At 38.8% G+C, this 16,389-nt stretch carries 14 protein-coding genes; 9 read left to right on the top strand and 5 right to left on the bottom strand.

The window, feature by feature from the left end:
* The first annotated feature begins 63 nt into the window (after positions 1–63).
* The 5 genes from fadR (at position 64) to ABN099_RS01660 (ending at position 6,889) form a co-directional block, all read left to right on the top strand.
* Positions 64–783: a fatty acid metabolism transcriptional regulator FadR gene (fadR, locus tag ABN099_RS01680; RefSeq protein ID WP_349461964.1), complete on the top strand. Its 720-nt coding sequence runs from the start codon at positions 64–66 to the stop codon at positions 781–783.
* Positions 784–1,257: 474 nt separating this feature from the next.
* Entirely contained in the window at positions 1,258–2,562 is a 1,305-nt protein-coding gene (locus tag ABN099_RS01675; RefSeq protein ID WP_349461962.1) for a D-amino acid dehydrogenase, read from the top strand.
* Positions 2,563–2,575: 13 nt separating this feature from the next.
* Positions 2,576–3,688, top strand: a complete 1,113-nt coding sequence (alr, locus tag ABN099_RS01670; RefSeq protein ID WP_349461960.1) for an alanine racemase — start codon at positions 2,576–2,578, stop codon at positions 3,686–3,688.
* A gap of 49 nt (positions 3,689–3,737) precedes the next feature.
* Positions 3,738–6,047, top strand: coding sequence for a carbamoyltransferase HypF (hypF, locus tag ABN099_RS01665; protein WP_349461958.1), 2,310 nt, complete (start codon positions 3,738–3,740; stop codon positions 6,045–6,047).
* A gap of 44 nt (positions 6,048–6,091) precedes the next feature.
* A complete protein-coding gene (locus tag ABN099_RS01660; protein ID WP_432807480.1) occupies positions 6,092–6,889 on the top strand; it encodes a MipA/OmpV family protein in 798 nt (265 codons plus the stop codon).
* A gap of 94 nt (positions 6,890–6,983) precedes the next feature.
* Here ABN099_RS01660 and ABN099_RS01655 read toward each other — a convergent pair whose 3' ends face one another.
* Positions 6,984–7,868, bottom strand: coding sequence for a D-hexose-6-phosphate mutarotase (locus tag ABN099_RS01655; RefSeq protein WP_349461956.1), 885 nt, complete (start codon positions 7,866–7,868; stop codon positions 6,984–6,986).
* 115 nt (positions 7,869–7,983) lie between these two features.
* Entirely contained in the window at positions 7,984–8,979 is a 996-nt protein-coding gene (gapA, locus tag ABN099_RS01650) for a glyceraldehyde-3-phosphate dehydrogenase (protein WP_064720157.1), read from the bottom strand.
* Between the two features lie 341 nt (positions 8,980–9,320).
* On the opposite strand from gapA, the gene msrB reads away from it, so the two are divergent.
* Together msrB and ABN099_RS01640 are read left to right on the top strand one after the other, a co-directional pair.
* Positions 9,321–9,758, top strand: coding sequence for a peptide-methionine (R)-S-oxide reductase MsrB (gene msrB, locus ABN099_RS01645; RefSeq protein WP_349461954.1), 438 nt, complete (start codon positions 9,321–9,323; stop codon positions 9,756–9,758).
* Between the two features lie 88 nt (positions 9,759–9,846).
* Positions 9,847–10,128, top strand: a complete 282-nt coding sequence (locus ABN099_RS01640) for a YeaC family protein (protein WP_349461952.1) — start codon at positions 9,847–9,849, stop codon at positions 10,126–10,128.
* Between the two features lie 108 nt (positions 10,129–10,236).
* On the opposite strand, the gene pncA is transcribed toward ABN099_RS01640, so the two are convergent.
* The 3 genes from pncA to sppA all read right to left on the bottom strand — a co-directional run bounded on the left by pncA (position 10,237) and on the right by sppA (position 14,029).
* A complete protein-coding gene (gene pncA, locus ABN099_RS01635; RefSeq protein ID WP_349461950.1) occupies positions 10,237–10,881 on the bottom strand; it encodes a bifunctional nicotinamidase/pyrazinamidase in 645 nt (214 codons plus the stop codon).
* 22 nt (positions 10,882–10,903) lie between these two features.
* Positions 10,904–11,926 carry an asparaginase gene (ansA, locus tag ABN099_RS01630; RefSeq protein WP_349461948.1) on the bottom strand — a complete coding sequence of 341 codons (1,023 nt, stop codon included), beginning with the start codon at positions 11,924–11,926 and terminating at the stop codon, positions 10,904–10,906.
* A 246-nt stretch (positions 11,927–12,172) separates the two neighbouring features.
* Positions 12,173–14,029, bottom strand: a complete 1,857-nt coding sequence (gene sppA / locus ABN099_RS01625; protein WP_349461946.1) for a signal peptide peptidase SppA — start codon at positions 14,027–14,029, stop codon at positions 12,173–12,175.
* Between the two features lie 748 nt (positions 14,030–14,777).
* Here sppA and ABN099_RS01620 point away from each other — a divergent pair.
* Together ABN099_RS01620 and selD are read left to right on the top strand one after the other, a co-directional pair.
* Entirely contained in the window at positions 14,778–15,329 is a 552-nt protein-coding gene (locus tag ABN099_RS01620) for an NAD(P)H nitroreductase (RefSeq protein ID WP_349461944.1), read from the top strand.
* A gap of 16 nt (positions 15,330–15,345) precedes the next feature.
* A complete protein-coding gene (gene selD, locus ABN099_RS01615; protein WP_349461942.1) occupies positions 15,346–16,389 on the top strand; it encodes a selenide, water dikinase SelD in 1,044 nt (347 codons plus the stop codon).

Raw genomic sequence — 16,389 nt, 5'->3', positions numbered from 1 at the left:
TACGCATTCTGATATTATCTTTTTCATTATTAGCAGAAAAAACGCTTTGGAAGAAATAAAAATATGGTTATTAAGGCTCAAAGCCCCGCAGGTTTTGCGGAAGAATATATAGTTGAAAGCATCTGGAACAACCGTTTTCCACCCGGATCTATTCTGCCAGCAGAACGCGAACTTTCTGAACTAATCGGTGTAACAAGAACGACATTAAGAGAAGTTTTACAGCGCCTTGCTCGTGATGGTTGGTTAACTATTCAACATGGCAAGCCAACGAAAGTAAATAATTTTTGGGAAACATCAGGGCTTAATATTCTTGAAACAGTCGCTCGCCTTGATCACGATAGAGTACCTCAACTCATTGATAATTTGCTTGCGGTAAGAACCAATATTTCAGCTATTTTTATTCGTACAGCATTTAGAAATAATCCTGAAAAATGTGTTGAAGTATTAACCCATGCACTTACTATCGAAAACAGTGCTGATGAATTTAGTGAGTTAGACTACAACATTTTCCGTGGTTTAGCTTTTGCATCAGGAAATCCAATCTACGGTTTGATCCTAAATGGATTAAAAGGGCTTTATACCCGCGTTGGTCGTTACTATTTTTCAAATATTCAGGCGAAAGAACTGGCACTGTCGTTTTATAAAAAACTCGCACTGTTATGTACTCAGAAAGATGTTGAGCATGTAATGGACTGTGTACGCCAATACGGCAAAGACAGTGGAATTATTTGGCAAAGCCTGCAGTCACCAGAGCCAAGCGATTTAGCTGAAGTGAAGCGCTAATCCACGTTGCTAAATAGCAATTTGCTGATAAAAACCGGCTAAAATATTAAATTATTTAGCTGGTTTTTTTATTGTCTTTTTTTGCTTCTTCTCTTTTTATACTGTTCTCCTAATTGATTATTTTTAGCAAAAAAAACACCAAAAGCGTTATGAGTTGAATTAATATATCGATTTTTAAATTAATATTGGTTTTTTCTAAAAAACAGAGACCGTGGGATAATTAAGTTTTTCTGCATCTATTTTTAATCATACAGAATGTTAAATTTATTTAAACAACACCTGTAATTTATATCTATTTGATTTTTAAGTGTTATTATTAAAAATAAAATTTAGTAATCTCTGTATATTCTCCCCAAATGTGATTGAACTCTAAAATTTACGTTTTTATTGTCCTAGATGATTATTCTATACTGGCTTTTTGTGTATAGAATATTATTCTTATGTTATATCAATGTAAATTATTGGAGTCTTGCCATGAAAGTGCTTATCTTAGGTGGCGGCGTTATCGGTGTAACAAGTGCGTGGTATCTTGTACAACAAGGACACGACGTTATTGTTGTTGATAGACAAAACAGTGCAGCAGAGGAAACCAGTGCTGGAAACGCAGGACAAATATCACCGGGCTATGCAACGCCTTGGGGAGCACCAGGTATTCCATTAAAAGCAGTAAAGTGGATGTTTCAAAAACATGCCCCTTTAGCAATTAAGCCAGATGGTTCACTCTTTCAACTGCGTTGGATGTGGCAAATGCTTCGTAATTGTGATGCTTCGCATTATGCAATGAATAAAAGCCGCATGGTACGAATAGCAGAATATAGCCGAGACTGTATTCGTCAATTACGCCAAGAGACTGGTATTGAATACGAAGGGCGACAAGGCGGAACACTACAACTCTTTCGCAATCAGCAACAGTTTGATAATGCGGCTAATGATATTGCTGTATTAAAGCAAGAGGGGGTTGCCTATGAGTTGTTAACCTCAGAACAACTTAAACTAGCCGAGCCTGCGCTTGAGCATGTTAGCCATAAACTAACAGGTGGCTTGCGTTTACCTAATGATGAAACGGGTGATTGCCAAATATTCACCAAAAAGCTTGCTCAAATGGCTCAAGATGCTGGTGTGACTTTTTTATTTAATAAACAAATTAAACATTTACTGTTTGATGGTGATAAAGTAGCGGGCGTCCAATGTCATGATGGTTTATTGACTGCCGATCACTATGTGGTTGCGATGGGATCTTATTCAACTGAATTGTTAAAAGATAAAGTTGCCATTCCGGTTTACCCTCTTAAAGGTTATTCACTGACTATGCCAGTTATTGATGCTGCCAGAGCACCAATATCAACTATTTTAGATGAAACTTATAAAATCGCGGTGACGCGTTTTGATGATCGTATTCGTGTTGGTGGTATGGCTGAAGTGGTCGGTTTTAATTTGAATGTTTTAAAATCACGCTGTGAAACCCTTAAAATGGTGGTGCAAGATCTCTATGAAGGTGGAGGCGATATTGCTCAGGCATCATTTTGGACTGGGCTAAGACCGATGACCCCTGATGGAACACCTATTGTCGGTCCTACTGCATATCGTAATTTATCGTTAAATACAGGGCATGGCACACTGGGTTGGACAATGGCGTGTGGTTCAGGGCAACTATTAGCGGATTTAATTTCAGGAAATAAACCTGCAATTGCCGCTGATGACTTATCCGTTTTTCGCTATATCGATGGCTTTAATACTAAATTGCTTCGCCCAGGGCAAAAGCTTGATGCTGCTTATTAATTGAGGAAATTCCATGTCTAGACCCGCAAAAGTGACCATCAACCTAGATGCGCTCAGCCATAATCTCACTGTTATTAAAGCGAGAGCAAAAGGCAGTAAAGTTTGGTCTGTGGTAAAAGCAGATGCTTATGGACATGGTTTATCTTGTGTGTGGCCAGCACTTAGTCATACCGATGGTTTTGCCTTAATTGAGTTAGACAAAGCCATTATGTTAAGAGAGCAAGGATGGGTTGGTCCTATTTTACTGTTAGAGGGCATCTTTAAACCTGAAGATGTCTATTTACTAGAACGTTATTCCCTTACAACGACAGTGCACTCTGATTGGCAATTTGATGCAATTGAAAAAGCACATTTAGATCGCCCAATTAATATTTATCTTAAATTAAACAGTGGGATGAATAGGTTGGGATATCGTCCAGAGCATTATCAGCAAGCATTAAATCGTGCCCAAAGTATGAGTAATATTGGCTCAGTCATTCAAATGTCGCATTTTGCCAATGCAGATACTGGGCTCAATATGGATGCACAAAAAACGGTAATAAACCAAACCATGGTAAATAGTTTGCCTCGTTGTTTAGCCAATTCAGCGGCAACACTGTTTAATCCTGAGACACATCAAGATTGGGTACGCCCCGGAATTATTCTTTACGGAGTATCGCCATCGGGTGTTTGGCAAGATATTGCTGATTTCGATTTACAACCAGTAATGACTTTTAATAGCGAGATCTTGGCGGTGCAAAGCGTTAAAAAGGGCGAGCAAATTGGTTATGGCAGCCGGTTTTGCGCAGAGCGTGATATGCGTGTGGGCGTGGTTGCTTGTGGATATGCTGATGGTTATCCAAGACATGCACCGGATGGCACGCCCGTTATCGTTAATGGGCATAAAACGCAATTAGTAGGGCGCATATCAATGGATATGTTAACTATTGATGTAACAGATTACCCTGATGTTGTTTACGGTAGCCAAGTGGAATTGTGGGGCAATCAGTTACCTGTTGATGAAGTTGCAACGGCATGTGGCACTATTGGATATGAATTATTGTGTGCAATTGCACCAAGAGTGAGTGTTGAGGTCACGATTAATTTACCTAATTCCACTTTTTCTGATCTAAATGAAAGTTGTTGATAATCACTAAACTAGAATAAGATTAAATTTATTTTGATTTGGTGAACCTATGAGTAACGGCATTGCATTACGTGTGAAAGGCAAAGTTCAAGGGGTTGGGTTTCGCCCATTTGTTTGGCAATTGGCACATCGTTTTGGTTTATTAGGGCAAGTGAGTAACGACAGTTTAGGAGTATTAGTCTATCTAGTTGACTCTCCTCAAAATGACGCTTTTATTGACGCGCTTAACGCACAATGCCCGCCACTTGCACGTATTGAACGTATAGAACAAACACCTTATCAATGGGAACAATTACCTACCGATTTTATTATTGTAAAAAGTGGTGGGGGTGAAATGGATACTCAAGTTGTGCCTGATGCGACGACTTGTCAGGCGTGTATCAATGAACTGTTTGATCCCAACAATCGCCGTTATCATTATCCTTTTATCAACTGCACACATTGTGGACCTCGTTTTACTATCATAAAAAAAATGCCTTATGATAGACCCTTTACTTCAATGTCTGATTTCCCTTTTTGTCCTGAATGTAAGCATGAATATGAAGATCCTGCTGACAGACGTTTTCATGCTCAACCTAATGCTTGTCCTATTTGTGGACCTTATATTTGGTTAGCTGACACGAAAGGGCATCAATTAGCAAATAAAGAGCAGGCATTAACACAAGCTTGTCAGGCGCTGTTGGCGGGTAAAATTGTTGCTGTTAAAGGTGTTGGTGGTTTTCATTTAGTGTGTGATGCTCGCAATAGTGACAGTGTTGCTCTTTTAAGAATTCGCAAGCATAGACCAGCAAAACCACTTGCTGTAATGATAACGGGTATCGACCAAATAAAAGAAGATCAACAAAACCCCGATTTTCGTCAAGCCGCAGTAGAAGCTCTGAAAAGTACCGCAGCACCGATTGTGCTTATTCCTAAATCTGTCGCACCTTTATTATCTGAGTTGATAGCGCCGGGATTAACCGAAATCGGAGTTATGCTTCCTGCTAATCCATTGCAACATTTACTCTCTCGCCAAACCAATATACCGCTAGTCATGACATCGGGTAATGCTTCAGGACACACCCCTGCGTTATCAAATGACGATGCATTATCTCAATTAGGCGATATTGCTGATCTTTTCCTGATGCATAACAGAGATATCATACAAAGAGCGGATGATTCTCTAGTACGAATTGAAGATAAGCAGTGTGTGATGATCAGACGTTCTCGAGGGTATGTGCCTGATGCGATAGCGTTACCCGGGACTTTTGCCGAGCAACCCTCAATTTTAGCCATGGGGGGTGATCTTAAAAATGTATTTTGTCTGTTACGACAGCATCAAGCGATTATGGGACCCCATTTAGGTGATTTAGATGATTTAAGTGTTCGACAACAGTTATTACAATCATTGGCACTTTTTCAACAAATCTATCGTTTCAAACCGAGAGCAATCGCCATTGATGCTCATCCTAGTTATATCAGCCATCAACTGGGCAAACAGTTAGCACAAGAGCAACATATTGAAGTTATTGAAGTTTCGCATCACCACGCGCATATTGTCTCTTGTTTAGCAGAGTGTGGACATACTCATGATAAAGGCGCTGTTATTGGCATTGCACTAGATGGTTTAGGTTATGGGCAAGATAATACATTGTGGGGTGGCGAATGCTTGCTGGTGGATTATCAAAAATCAGAACGTATTGGTGGTTTACCTGCGGTTGCAATGCCCGGTGGTAATTTAGCGTCGACTCAACCTTGGCGAAATTGGCTAGCGCATTTATCTGCTTTTACGCCAGACTGGCAAGAGAGTACAATAACCCAGCTAATCCCACCGCAAGAATTACAACTATTAAATAAAGCCATAGTGCGAGAACTTAATTCACCTAAAGCGTCCTCTTGTGGGCGATTGTTTGACGCAGTTTCGGCATCATTAGGATTATCACCCAAAGTAATTAGTTGGGAAGGTGAGGCAGCATGCTATTTAGAAAGCACTGCGTTACAGTGTCACGAAAATAGATATCCTGACTTAATTAAAAAATATGGCAATTTAATGCCATTAAAGAACAATATTGTTGATTTGTCCGTTTTTTGGTCGTCGTGGGAAAAGCTTGAGTTAAGCGTGAATGATAAAGCGTGGTTATTTCACTATTTATTGGCAGAGAGTTTAGGTGATATCGCATTACAAGCAGCTGATAAATATAATGTTGATACAATCGTTCTTTCTGGTGGTGTGTTTAATAACACATTACTTAAACAGTTGTTTAAGAAAAAATTGAACAATAAAAATATATTAACGCCTAAACTATTACCTATAGGCGATGGCGGTATCGCATTAGGACAAGCACTAATTGCTACCCATCTTATTCAGAAATTAAAATAGATACAGGTAGAATATGCCATATCGTAGCTAATGCGCGTTAAAATATGGCTTTAGTTACTACTTTATTATTAAAAACAATATGGAAAATCATCGTGAGTAAGAAGACTATAATTTCTTTAGCTATTATCGCAGGATTAAGTGCGCCAACAGCATTTGCTGGTGAATGGTCTATTGGTGGTTCAATGCTGGCACAAGTAACACCTTATAAAGGCGTGAAATCTAAAGATTATTTATTGCCAGTTCCAATGGTTAATTATGAATCAGAAAACTTCTATTTTGCTACATTAGCAGCGGGCTACTATTTATGGAATGCACCGAAAGACAAACTTTCGGTTGATGTTCACTATTACCCACAAGCATTTAAACCGGGTGATAGCGATAATGCTCAAATGAAAAGATTAGATCGTCGTCGTGATACAGTAATGGGTGGATTCACTTATAAACATCACGAAGATTGGGGTAGTTTAAGAGCTATCGTTTCCGCTGACTTATTAGGTAAGAGTGATGGTGTTATTGCTGACGCTGCTTATCTGTATCCATTTAACGCGGGTAACTGGTCATTACAGCCGGGTTTCGGTGTTGTTTGGGATAGTAAGAAACAAAATCAATATGCTTATGGTATCAAACACAGTGAATCTCAACGTAGTGGTTTAGCTGAATATCGCCCTAGCGATAGCTGGAGACCTTATGTTGAACTGTCTGCTAACTATAAAATGACAGAGAGTTGGAATTTCTTTGCTATGGGACGTGTTGACCATTTACCAAGCGAAGTAAAAGATAGTCCAATGGTAAACAAATCAGTGACTGCGATAGTATGGACCGGCGTTACATACAAATTCTAATCGTTATCACTATTGCTATATTGCATGCATAAATAAAAAGCTTCGAGGCGTTATCTCTCGAAGCTTTTTTGTTATTGATATATCGTTATATTTATTATTTTTCAGCAATATTTTTACGAACACGCACAACAACAGATAAGCGTCCGGGGTGAACGTTGTCAGGTGTTAATGGTTGATGAATACGCGCAGTTTCTACACATGCCATTTTGCGATATCCCCCCGCATTCATATCTTTCATTGAGCTTGCGAGTTCTGCACCAGGATTCCAGCAAACGACATCGCTATGGTGATAGTGGTGTACTTCAATAGTACGATCCCAGCCATCATCATGAATTAGGTTGAAATCTTCAGGCTCTGTATAAAGCCTGTCAGTGCGTCCATTAAAGCGTAATGAGGTTTCATCAGTATAAACCTCTTTGTCGGCTACTGTGTCGATGTAGTGAGCGCCAAGACCAGTTACTGATACATTGTCGATATCACTGACATTAAAATAAGAGTGAAGCGCTGCGGTTGCTTTATAATCGCCATAGGATTCCAACTCGACTTCACAGGTTAAACCTAATTTAAAGCGAGCGATCACCGTAAATTCATGAGGCCAATACTTTTGTGTTTGTTGGCTCTCTTTTAATGTCATGGTAATTAATACGCCATCATCTTGTTCTGTGTGGGCGCTAAATTCCCAAGGTAAGATCCGAGCAAAGCCGTGGCTTGGTGTACCCGCTGAAGCAAACCAAGGCCAACAAATAGGAATACCACCACGAATGGCAACACCGGGGGTGAAAAGAGAGTCTTCACTTAACCAAAAAACGGGGTGTTCTTGAGCCGGTTGCCATGCAATAAGATGTGCCCCTTGAAGGCTAATTGCAGCACGCACTTTCGGATGGGAAATAACAAGGATAGGGAGTTCGCCTAATTGCCGACGACTTAAGTAAGGTGATATCTGTTCAATAATCGGCAAAGAAAAAATTTTCTCATTCATTATTTTATGACCTTATGTCACTGACTATCTCAATACAATAAACTGACTGGATAAAAAATAAAAGAGCCACCGAAAAGGTGGCTCTAAGAGATATCTTGACTTTCTTAAGCTCTAATTATTTAGAGATATGAGAAATCAGATCTAGAACTTTGTTTGAATAACCCGCTTCGTTATCGTACCAAGCAACTAATTTAACAAAGTTGTCGTTCAGTGCGATACCTGCTTTAGCATCAAATACAGAAGTTAGAACTTCACCGTTGAAGTCAGTTGAAACAACTGCATCTTCAGTGTAGCCCAGAACGCCTTTCAGTTCGCCTTCAGCAGCTGCTTTGATTGCGTCACAGATTTGTGCGTAAGTAGCTGGTTTTTCCAGACGTGCTGTTAAGTCAACAACAGAAACGTTAGGAGTAGGAACACGGAAAGACATACCAGTCAGTTTGCCGTTCAGTTCTGGGATTACTTTACCTACTGCTTTAGCAGCACCAGTTGAAGATGGGATGATGTTTTGAGAAGCACCACGACCACCACGCCAGTCTTTAGCAGATGGACCATCAACAGTACGTTGAGTAGCAGTTGTTGCGTGAACTGTTGTCATCAGAGCTTCAACGATACCGAAGTTGTCGTTGATAACTTTAGCCAGAGGTGCCAAGCAGTTAGTCGTACAAGATGCGTTAGAAACGATATCTTGACCAGCGTATGACTTGTGGTTTACGCCCATAACGAACATAGGAGTGTTGTCTTTTGAAGGACCAGTCAGAACAACTTTTTTAGCGCCAGCTTGGATATGTTTACGAGCAGTTTCGTCAGTTAAGAACAGACCAGTTGCTTCTGCAACAACGTCAGCACCGATTTCGTTCCATTTCAGGTTCGCTGGATCTCTTTCTGATGTTACGCGGATGGTTTTACCATTAACAACGAGGTGGCCATCTTTTACTTCAACAGTACCGTTGAAACGACCATGAGTTGAATCGTATTTCAGCATGTATGCCATGTAGTCTGCGTCTAACAGATCGTTAATACCTACGATTTCGATATCTGAACGTTCTTGAGCAGCACGGAAAACGATGCGGCCGATACGACCAAAACCATTAATACCTACTTTGATAGTCATATGTATTCCACCAGCTTTATTAGTGAATTAAAAAGTTGCTTCTAAAGTTACCAAAACCGCGCCAATCGTCAAGCGGAATCGTGTCAATAATTGCAAAAAATCAATTAAAAAAACACTTTTTGCTTAAAGATTGGACGTTTTAGCTAAATGTTACGCTGTGTATTATCGGGATCATCACCGATAAATGAAGTTACCTTTGCTCCGTTATGTGAAATACATCACATTTCATAAACTAAAGATTACTCGCATTGATTTTAGACTATATTTTCCAGATTTGTTGTTAAATCTTTGTTATTATTTACTGTTGTTTTAAAAAGCTTTTTTGTATAGATAAGGTCTCTATGTCAGATAATGAAAAGAAAGTGAATATTTCAAGTAATAACAATCACCTTGATTTATCAACCCTCGATGAAATGCAAAAATATGTCACGCAACAACATGGCACAGAACCGCCATTTAGTGGCAAACTGTTACATAATCGCCAAACGGGGATTTATCACTGCTTATGTTGTTCTGCGCCTCTGTTTTATTCTGAAACTAAGTTTGATGCAGGATGCGGTTGGCCAAGTTTTTATCAACCCGTTAGTGATGACGCAATTCGCTATATTGATGATTTATCACATAATATGAAACGAACAGAAGTCCGTTGTCAGCAATGTGATGCGCATTTAGGACATGTTTTTAATGATGGTCCTGCACCAACAGGAGAGCGTTATTGTATTAATTCTGCTTCACTTTCTTTTACTAACAGTGAAACGAAAGAAGTGCAGAAAGGCTAGTGTTTAACGCTATTTATTAACAAATTAGAAACAAATGAAAAAACGATTCAGCCATTAAAATAGATATTTGACTTATATGGAGCAACGAATGGAAGTTAACGAGCTAATTTCGATGGTGACACCTGAAATTTACCAACGTCTTTCTACTGCTGTTGAGTTAGGTAAGTGGCCGGATGGCGTTACGCTAACCGATGAGCAAAAAGCACACTGCATGCAGATAGTTTTGTTATGGCAGGCAAAAAACAATCATTCACCAGAACATATGACTGTTGGCACCAATGGGCAAATAACCATGAAGAGTAAACAAGAACTTAAAGCCCAATTTCAAGCTGAACGGTTAGCAACATTAACGCCAATGGATGATGAATAAGCTTTTTTTGAATTGATAATCTGTAAAGGTGGCAATCTATTAATTACGATGGGTTAATAGATTGCCACTTTCTGTTTTTAGGTTTTAGATACGAAGCTAATTGCTTATCTATTTATTGTCACGATTGAACCAATCTGCTGAATCAATTAATTGAGCACCTTTAGCTACCATTTCGTCTAAAGCAATTTGGCTATCCTCTTTTTTAATATTCACACCACGGCAGCCATCAGTAATTACTGAAACCTGATAACCTAACAATAACGCATCCAGTACTGTAAATTTAACGCAGTAATCAGTAGCAATACCAAGAATATAAAGATGTTTTATATTGAGCGTTTGCAAAAGGGTATGTAAGCCGGTTTGATATTCGTGGTCGTTATCAAAAAAGGCACTATAGCTGTCGATTAAACGATTTTGCCCTTTATAAATAATATGATTAATAGCTTCATAATCTAATTCGGGATGAAACTCAGCACCATTACTCTGTTGCACACAGTGTACTGGCCACCAAACTTGGGGTAATCCGTTTAATTTGCCTATTTCACCAATAACAGTGCCTGAATTTTCAGCAAAACTAAGATGATCAGCTGGATGCCAATCTTTACTTGCGATAATTGGATTTTTAATTCGTTTAAAATAGTTTATAAGCTGATTTGCTGTTTGAACAACAGCATCGCTATCGTTGACTGCAAGCGCACCGCCAGTGCAAAAATCATTTTGGATATCAACCAGTAACAATGCTGAGTTTTTCACTAAATCTCACCTTTTATTAAGATTAATCGTTATCATTCAGTGTCATTTCACCACGAAGATTTTGCTGCATAAGATGACAAATTTCACTATGGCTGTATTGTTGGCTAAGTAAATAATGCAACTTAGTCAATGTTGCCTCAAAAGTCATATCATAGCCACTTATTACGCCGACTTCAGCTAAGGCTTGTCCGGTTGCATATCCTTCCATATTAACGCGTCCTGAAATGCATTGAGTTAGGTTAATTACCACAATGCCTCGTTCCGTTGCATTACGTAATGTGGAAAGTAAAGCAGGGTGTGATGGCGCATTGCCCACACCATAAGAGCGTAAGATTAATGCTTTAACCGGTTGCATCAGAATATTATTAACAATTTCATCAGAAAGACCCGGATAAATAGTAACAACACCAATAGGTTGTGGGGTAATACTGTGGGCAATAAATTCGCCCTTTGATTTTGGAAATGGGTTAATTTTAAATAATTTAATATTAATACCCGCTTCTAAAAGCGGCGCACTATTGGGTGACGCAAAGGCATTAAATCCATCGGCATGAGCTTTAATAGTTCTATTACCACGATAAAGCGTGTTATTAAAAAATAGGGCTACTTCATTAATAGGGTGATGTGCCGCTAAATAGAGTGCATTTAGCAAATTAGTTTGCCCATCAGAACGTAATGCTTCTAATGGAATTTGAGAGCCTGTAACAATAATTGGTTTACTTAAGTTCTCAAACATAAATGAGAGTGCTGATGCCGTAAATGCCATAGTATCTGTGCCATGAAGGATCACAAAACCATCATAGTCGTGATAGTTTTCACTAATATCATCAGCAATAGATTGCCAATCTTCTGGCGTAATATTGGAAGAGTCAATAAGGGGTAGGTGCTCTTTAATCGTGAAGTCAGGCATCTCTTCACGGTGGAATTCAGGCATTTTAGCTAACTGGCGTTGTAGATGTCCTGATACAGGAATATAGCCATGATCAGAATGTTGCATACCAATAGTACCACCAGTATAGACAACGTAGATTGATTTCTTTTGCATCAGTCCATGCACTCTTTTTAAGCTGTGGGAAATAACTGATTATAGGGAGTTTATAGAATAAAAAAAGGAAAGGGTGCTAAAAAAAATAAAATAGAAAATAAGCAATTAATGCTTTAAATCATTGTGTTAAAAAAGTATCAGTAAAAATGAGTTAAAAAAGGGAATAGCAGATAATCTGGTTAAAACAATAAATAACTAGAAGTATGTACCTGCTGTTATTAAACAGGTACATACGCAATTATACGACTACTGGATATCACCACAAGATAAACAATAGGCATAACGATTTAAAGGATCGTTCATATTGAGGAAGAAATTAGATTGCGCTTTAACTTCTTTTATTACCGGTGCTGGTAAATAAACTTGTAAAGGATCGGGAATAATCGCTTTTGCATTAGATGATAAACTCATTAGTATCTGTTCAGATAAACTTAATTCAGGTTTCATCCAATCAATTACTGGCTCTTTAATTTTTGCCATTTTTGCCGCAGCATCAATCGCATCATCAAAATCACCAAATTCATCAACTAAGCCCACTTTTTTCGCATCAATTCCAACCCAAACTCGACCTTGTGCAATACGATCAATTTGCGCTGGTGTTCTTTTACGAGATTCAGCAACTAAATTAAGGAACGTTTTGTAACCGCTTTCAATATTAAGTTGTAATAACTCAGCAAATTCTTCAGGTAACTTATTAGTGACAGATAATCCTGCTAATGGTGAGGTACTTACGCCATCAGAGTAAACACCAATAGATTCTAAGCTGTTTTCAAAGGTATTGATTACACCAAAAATACCGATAGAACCTGTTAACGTTGAAGGGCTAGCAATAATCTGATTCGCTGGTGTTGAGATCCAATAACCACCGGATGCTGCCATTCCTCCCATCGAAACAACCACATGACGTTTCTGTTGTTTAAATGCTGCGACTTCACTACGAATTTGCTCTGAGGCTGAAACGCTACCACCAGGGCTATTTACGCGTAGAACAAGCGCTCTAATGTTAGGGTTTAAACGAGCTTCGCGTATTTGACTCGCAATGGTAGTCCCCCCTGCGGAGCCAGGAATACTTTCACCATCAATAATGGCACCTTGAACAATAACAACTGCGATATTACCTTCATCATTTGATGAAATATCAGATGTTAAGTTAGATGCATAATCATAGATACTGATATTTTTAAACTGGTTAGTTTCGGTGTTCCATTGAAAGGTTTCGGTCATATCCGCTTCAAACTGTGCATAAGAACTGACCGTATCAACTAATTTACGATTTAAGGCATAAGTTGCGCTATCACCATCGGCTTTACGCAACTGCTCAATCATCTCTTTCGCGCCCGGGAAAATATCTTCTGTTGTTACACTACGATTTTCGGCAACTTGAGTAAGGTAAGTAGACCATAGCGAATTGACTAAGCGTAAAGATGCTTCACGGGCTTCTGGTGACATATCGCTACGCATTAACGGTTCAACAGCCGATTTATAAGTCCCTACACGGAAGATATGTGTGCTAACTTTTAGTTTTTCTAACAAGGTTTTGTAGTAGAGATTTTGAAAACCAAAACCATAAATACCTACAGCACCTTGTGGCGTTAAATAAATTTTATCTGCATAAGAGGCTAGGTAATATTGTGGTTGGCTATAATAACCACTAACTGCATAAATGGGTTTACCCGTCTTCTTAAATTCGGTTAAGGCTTTACCGATGTAATTTAGAGAGGGTTGATCTGCACCCGCAAATTCGTCAAGTTTTAATACCATCCCTTTAATCTTAGGGTCGCTCGCTGCTTCACGTAGTGTATCAACCACTTCAAATAGCGAGTTCTCTTGCAGCTCGCTGCTTGATACACCAAGAAGCTCTTTGCTCATTTGACCCAACGGGTTTTGATTAGTGGTTTGATCAACAATAACACCTTTAAGATCAACCAATAATGCGCCTTCATAATTAACCGGTTTTTGTGCTTCATTGGCGACAAGATAGATACCAACAACAGCAAAAAAGAGGAAGAAGAAAACAATGTTTAGAATTAGTTTTCTAATAAAGTTAATGGCTTGCCAACTAAAACGAAATATTGCACCTATTAACTCCATAATTTTACTCATATTATCTCCACATCATGTAAAGCTAAAAATTAATCCTAAACAGTCATGCTAGAATTGTTTGCGAAAAGGCAAGTTAACGTAATTTGATGACATATAATATTGTAATGAACAGCTGGTAATATAATTACAATAGGAATAGGCGGACTGATTCTAAATAGTTTGATGCCATACAGGTGAATAACAATTATTTTAGGCACGCACTGTTCCTTCGTTTTATTACTTGCTAGTCGTTAATCAGAATAGCCACTTTTCACAGCAATAATCTTATGTTGTTTTACGTTTAATGCTAAGCCTTTAAATGATTTAAAATCGACATATAACAAATATTCTAATATAGGTACTATCGAATGTCTGTCATTGATTTATAACTAACCTATTATTACAGCATCACGATTAAGCCAATATTAATAATACACCTTTACGTTGATTGATATCTTAAACGAAAAGATCCGTGTTCATTTCAATGAATAGAAGAGACAATTAGACGGTTAGCGAGGAAAATGGATAGGAAAAGCGTGAAGTTTTGAACCAAGATAATGCGATATTCAGCATAAAACAGAAAAGCATTCATTTTATGAACAAAAAGCGCATTGTGATAGCAAATGAATGTTTTTTTGGTTAAAAATCTCCGCCTTCATTTGCGGATAGTGGTAATATAACAGTTTGTTATACTGAGAATTGATAAGAACTGTCCATGCCCAAAAAAGTGGCAACTTGCTAAAATCAAATGCTGACAGGAGAATAAAAAATGGATGCATTAACACTGCTTTTAAATCGTCGCTCAGCTTCTAGACTCACCACTCCAGCCCCAGATAGTAAAGCGCTTGATACTATTTTACAGGCTGGCATGCGAGCACCAGATCATGGCGCATTAAAACCTTGGCATTTTGTTGTGATGCAAAATGAAGGTATTGAACGTTTTAGTCAACTGTTACATAAAGCCGCCGTCGTGAGCAAATTAGGTAGCGAAGTTGAAGAAAAAGCAAAGAATGCACCTTTTCGAGCGCCTTTAATTATTACTGTTATCGCTAAAGTTAAATCACATCCGAAAGTACCAGAATGGGAACAAGTTGTTGCCGCAGGCTGTTGTGTACAAGCAATGCAAATGGCAGCACTTGCACAAGGATTTGGTGGTATCTGGCGTTCGGGTTCTTGGACTCATGATGCCGTGGTAAGAGAAGGTCTTGGGTGTGATGAACACGATCAAATTGTTGGATTCTTATATTTAGGAACACCCGCATTAAAAGCGCCAGCAACCGTATCTCCTGCTGACTTAACCGATTTTGTGACCCATTTTTAAATAAAGGATACGTTCTATGTCTGAAGCTATTCGTTTAACACAATATAGTCATGGTGCAGGTTGTGGCTGCAAAATTTCGCCAAAAGTACTTGAAACTATTTTGCATAGTGAACAAGCAAAATTTCATGATCCTCATCTATTAGTGGGTAATGAAACCAAAGATGATGCTGCGGTTTACGACTTAGGCAATGGTACTGGCATTATCAGCACCACCGACTTTTTTATGCCCATTGTTGATAACCCTTATGATTTTGGTCGTATTGCCGCAACAAATGCGATAAGTGATATTTTTGCCATGGGTGGTAAACCTATTATGGCTATCGCAATTTTAGGTTGGCCAATCAATAAACTGGCACCAGAAGTTGCTCGTGAAGTGATCGAAGGCGGTCGTGCTGCATGTCAAGAAGCGGGTATTTCCCTTGCTGGTGGACACTCTATTGATGCCCCAGAGCCTATTTTTGGGCTTGCCGTAACTGGTGTTGTTCCTGTCAGCAAAGTGAAGAAAAATAGCGCGGCAAAAGCAGGTTGCCAGCTATTTTTAACAAAACCTTTAGGAATAGGCGTATTAACAACAGCCGAGAAAAAAGGGTTGTTAAAGCCGGAACACCAAGGTTTAGCGACAGAAATTATGTGTCGTATGAATAAAGCAGGCTCTGATTTCTCTGATATCGATGGTGTAACGGCAATGACTGACGTTACAGGTTTTGGATTATTAGGGCATTTAAGTGAGATCTGTGAAGGTTCAGATGTGCAAGCAACGGTACATTTCTCACAAGTACCAAAATTACCAGAAATTGAGTCTTATATTGAACAAGGCTGTGTACCTGGTGGTACAGGACGTAACTTTGAAAGTTATGGTCACCTAATTGGTGAAATTAGCGAAATGCAACGTAAGTTGTTATGCGATCCTCAAACTTCTGGTGGTCTATTATTAGCGGTATTACCTGAAGCAATTGAACAAGTAAAAGAAGTCGCAGCCCGTTTTGATATCGAGCTAACCTCTATTGGAAAGTTGACAGCCCCGGTATCAAATAGAGCGTTAATTGAAGTGATAAACTAA

The organism is Proteus hauseri, assembly GCF_040139125.1.
Taxonomy (GTDB): Bacteria; Pseudomonadota; Gammaproteobacteria; order Enterobacterales; family Enterobacteriaceae; genus Proteus; species Proteus hauseri_B.
This window is presented reverse-complemented; position numbering and strand designations above follow the sequence as displayed.

What these genes read in the sequence shown, in the direction of transcription:
- selD (WP_349461942.1), top strand. Translation starts at nt 15,346, where the DNA reads ATGTCTGAAGCTATTCGTTTAACACAATATAGTCATGGTGCAGGTTGT.
- alr (WP_349461960.1), top strand. Translation starts at nt 2,576, where the DNA reads ATGTCTAGACCCGCAAAAGTGACCATCAACCTAGATGCGCTCAGCCAT.
- fadR (WP_349461964.1), top strand. Translation starts at nt 64, where the DNA reads ATGGTTATTAAGGCTCAAAGCCCCGCAGGTTTTGCGGAAGAATATATA.
- ABN099_RS01660 (WP_432807480.1), top strand. Translation starts at nt 6,092, where the DNA reads ATGGCTTTAGTTACTACTTTATTATTAAAAACAATATGGAAAATCATC.
- ABN099_RS01655 (WP_349461956.1), bottom strand. Translation starts at nt 7,868, where the DNA reads ATGAATGAGAAAATTTTTTCTTTGCCGATTATTGAACAGATATCACCT.
- msrB (WP_349461954.1), top strand. Translation starts at nt 9,321, where the DNA reads ATGTCAGATAATGAAAAGAAAGTGAATATTTCAAGTAATAACAATCAC.
- hypF (WP_349461958.1), top strand. Translation starts at nt 3,738, where the DNA reads ATGAGTAACGGCATTGCATTACGTGTGAAAGGCAAAGTTCAAGGGGTT.
- sppA (WP_349461946.1), bottom strand. Translation starts at nt 14,029, where the DNA reads ATGAGTAAAATTATGGAGTTAATAGGTGCAATATTTCGTTTTAGTTGG.
- ABN099_RS01620 (WP_349461944.1), top strand. Translation starts at nt 14,778, where the DNA reads ATGGATGCATTAACACTGCTTTTAAATCGTCGCTCAGCTTCTAGACTC.
- ansA (WP_349461948.1), bottom strand. Translation starts at nt 11,926, where the DNA reads ATGCAAAAGAAATCAATCTACGTTGTCTATACTGGTGGTACTATTGGT.
- ABN099_RS01675 (WP_349461962.1), top strand. Translation starts at nt 1,258, where the DNA reads ATGAAAGTGCTTATCTTAGGTGGCGGCGTTATCGGTGTAACAAGTGCG.
- ABN099_RS01640 (WP_349461952.1), top strand. Translation starts at nt 9,847, where the DNA reads ATGGAAGTTAACGAGCTAATTTCGATGGTGACACCTGAAATTTACCAA.
- gapA (WP_064720157.1), bottom strand. Translation starts at nt 8,979, where the DNA reads ATGACTATCAAAGTAGGTATTAATGGTTTTGGTCGTATCGGCCGCATC.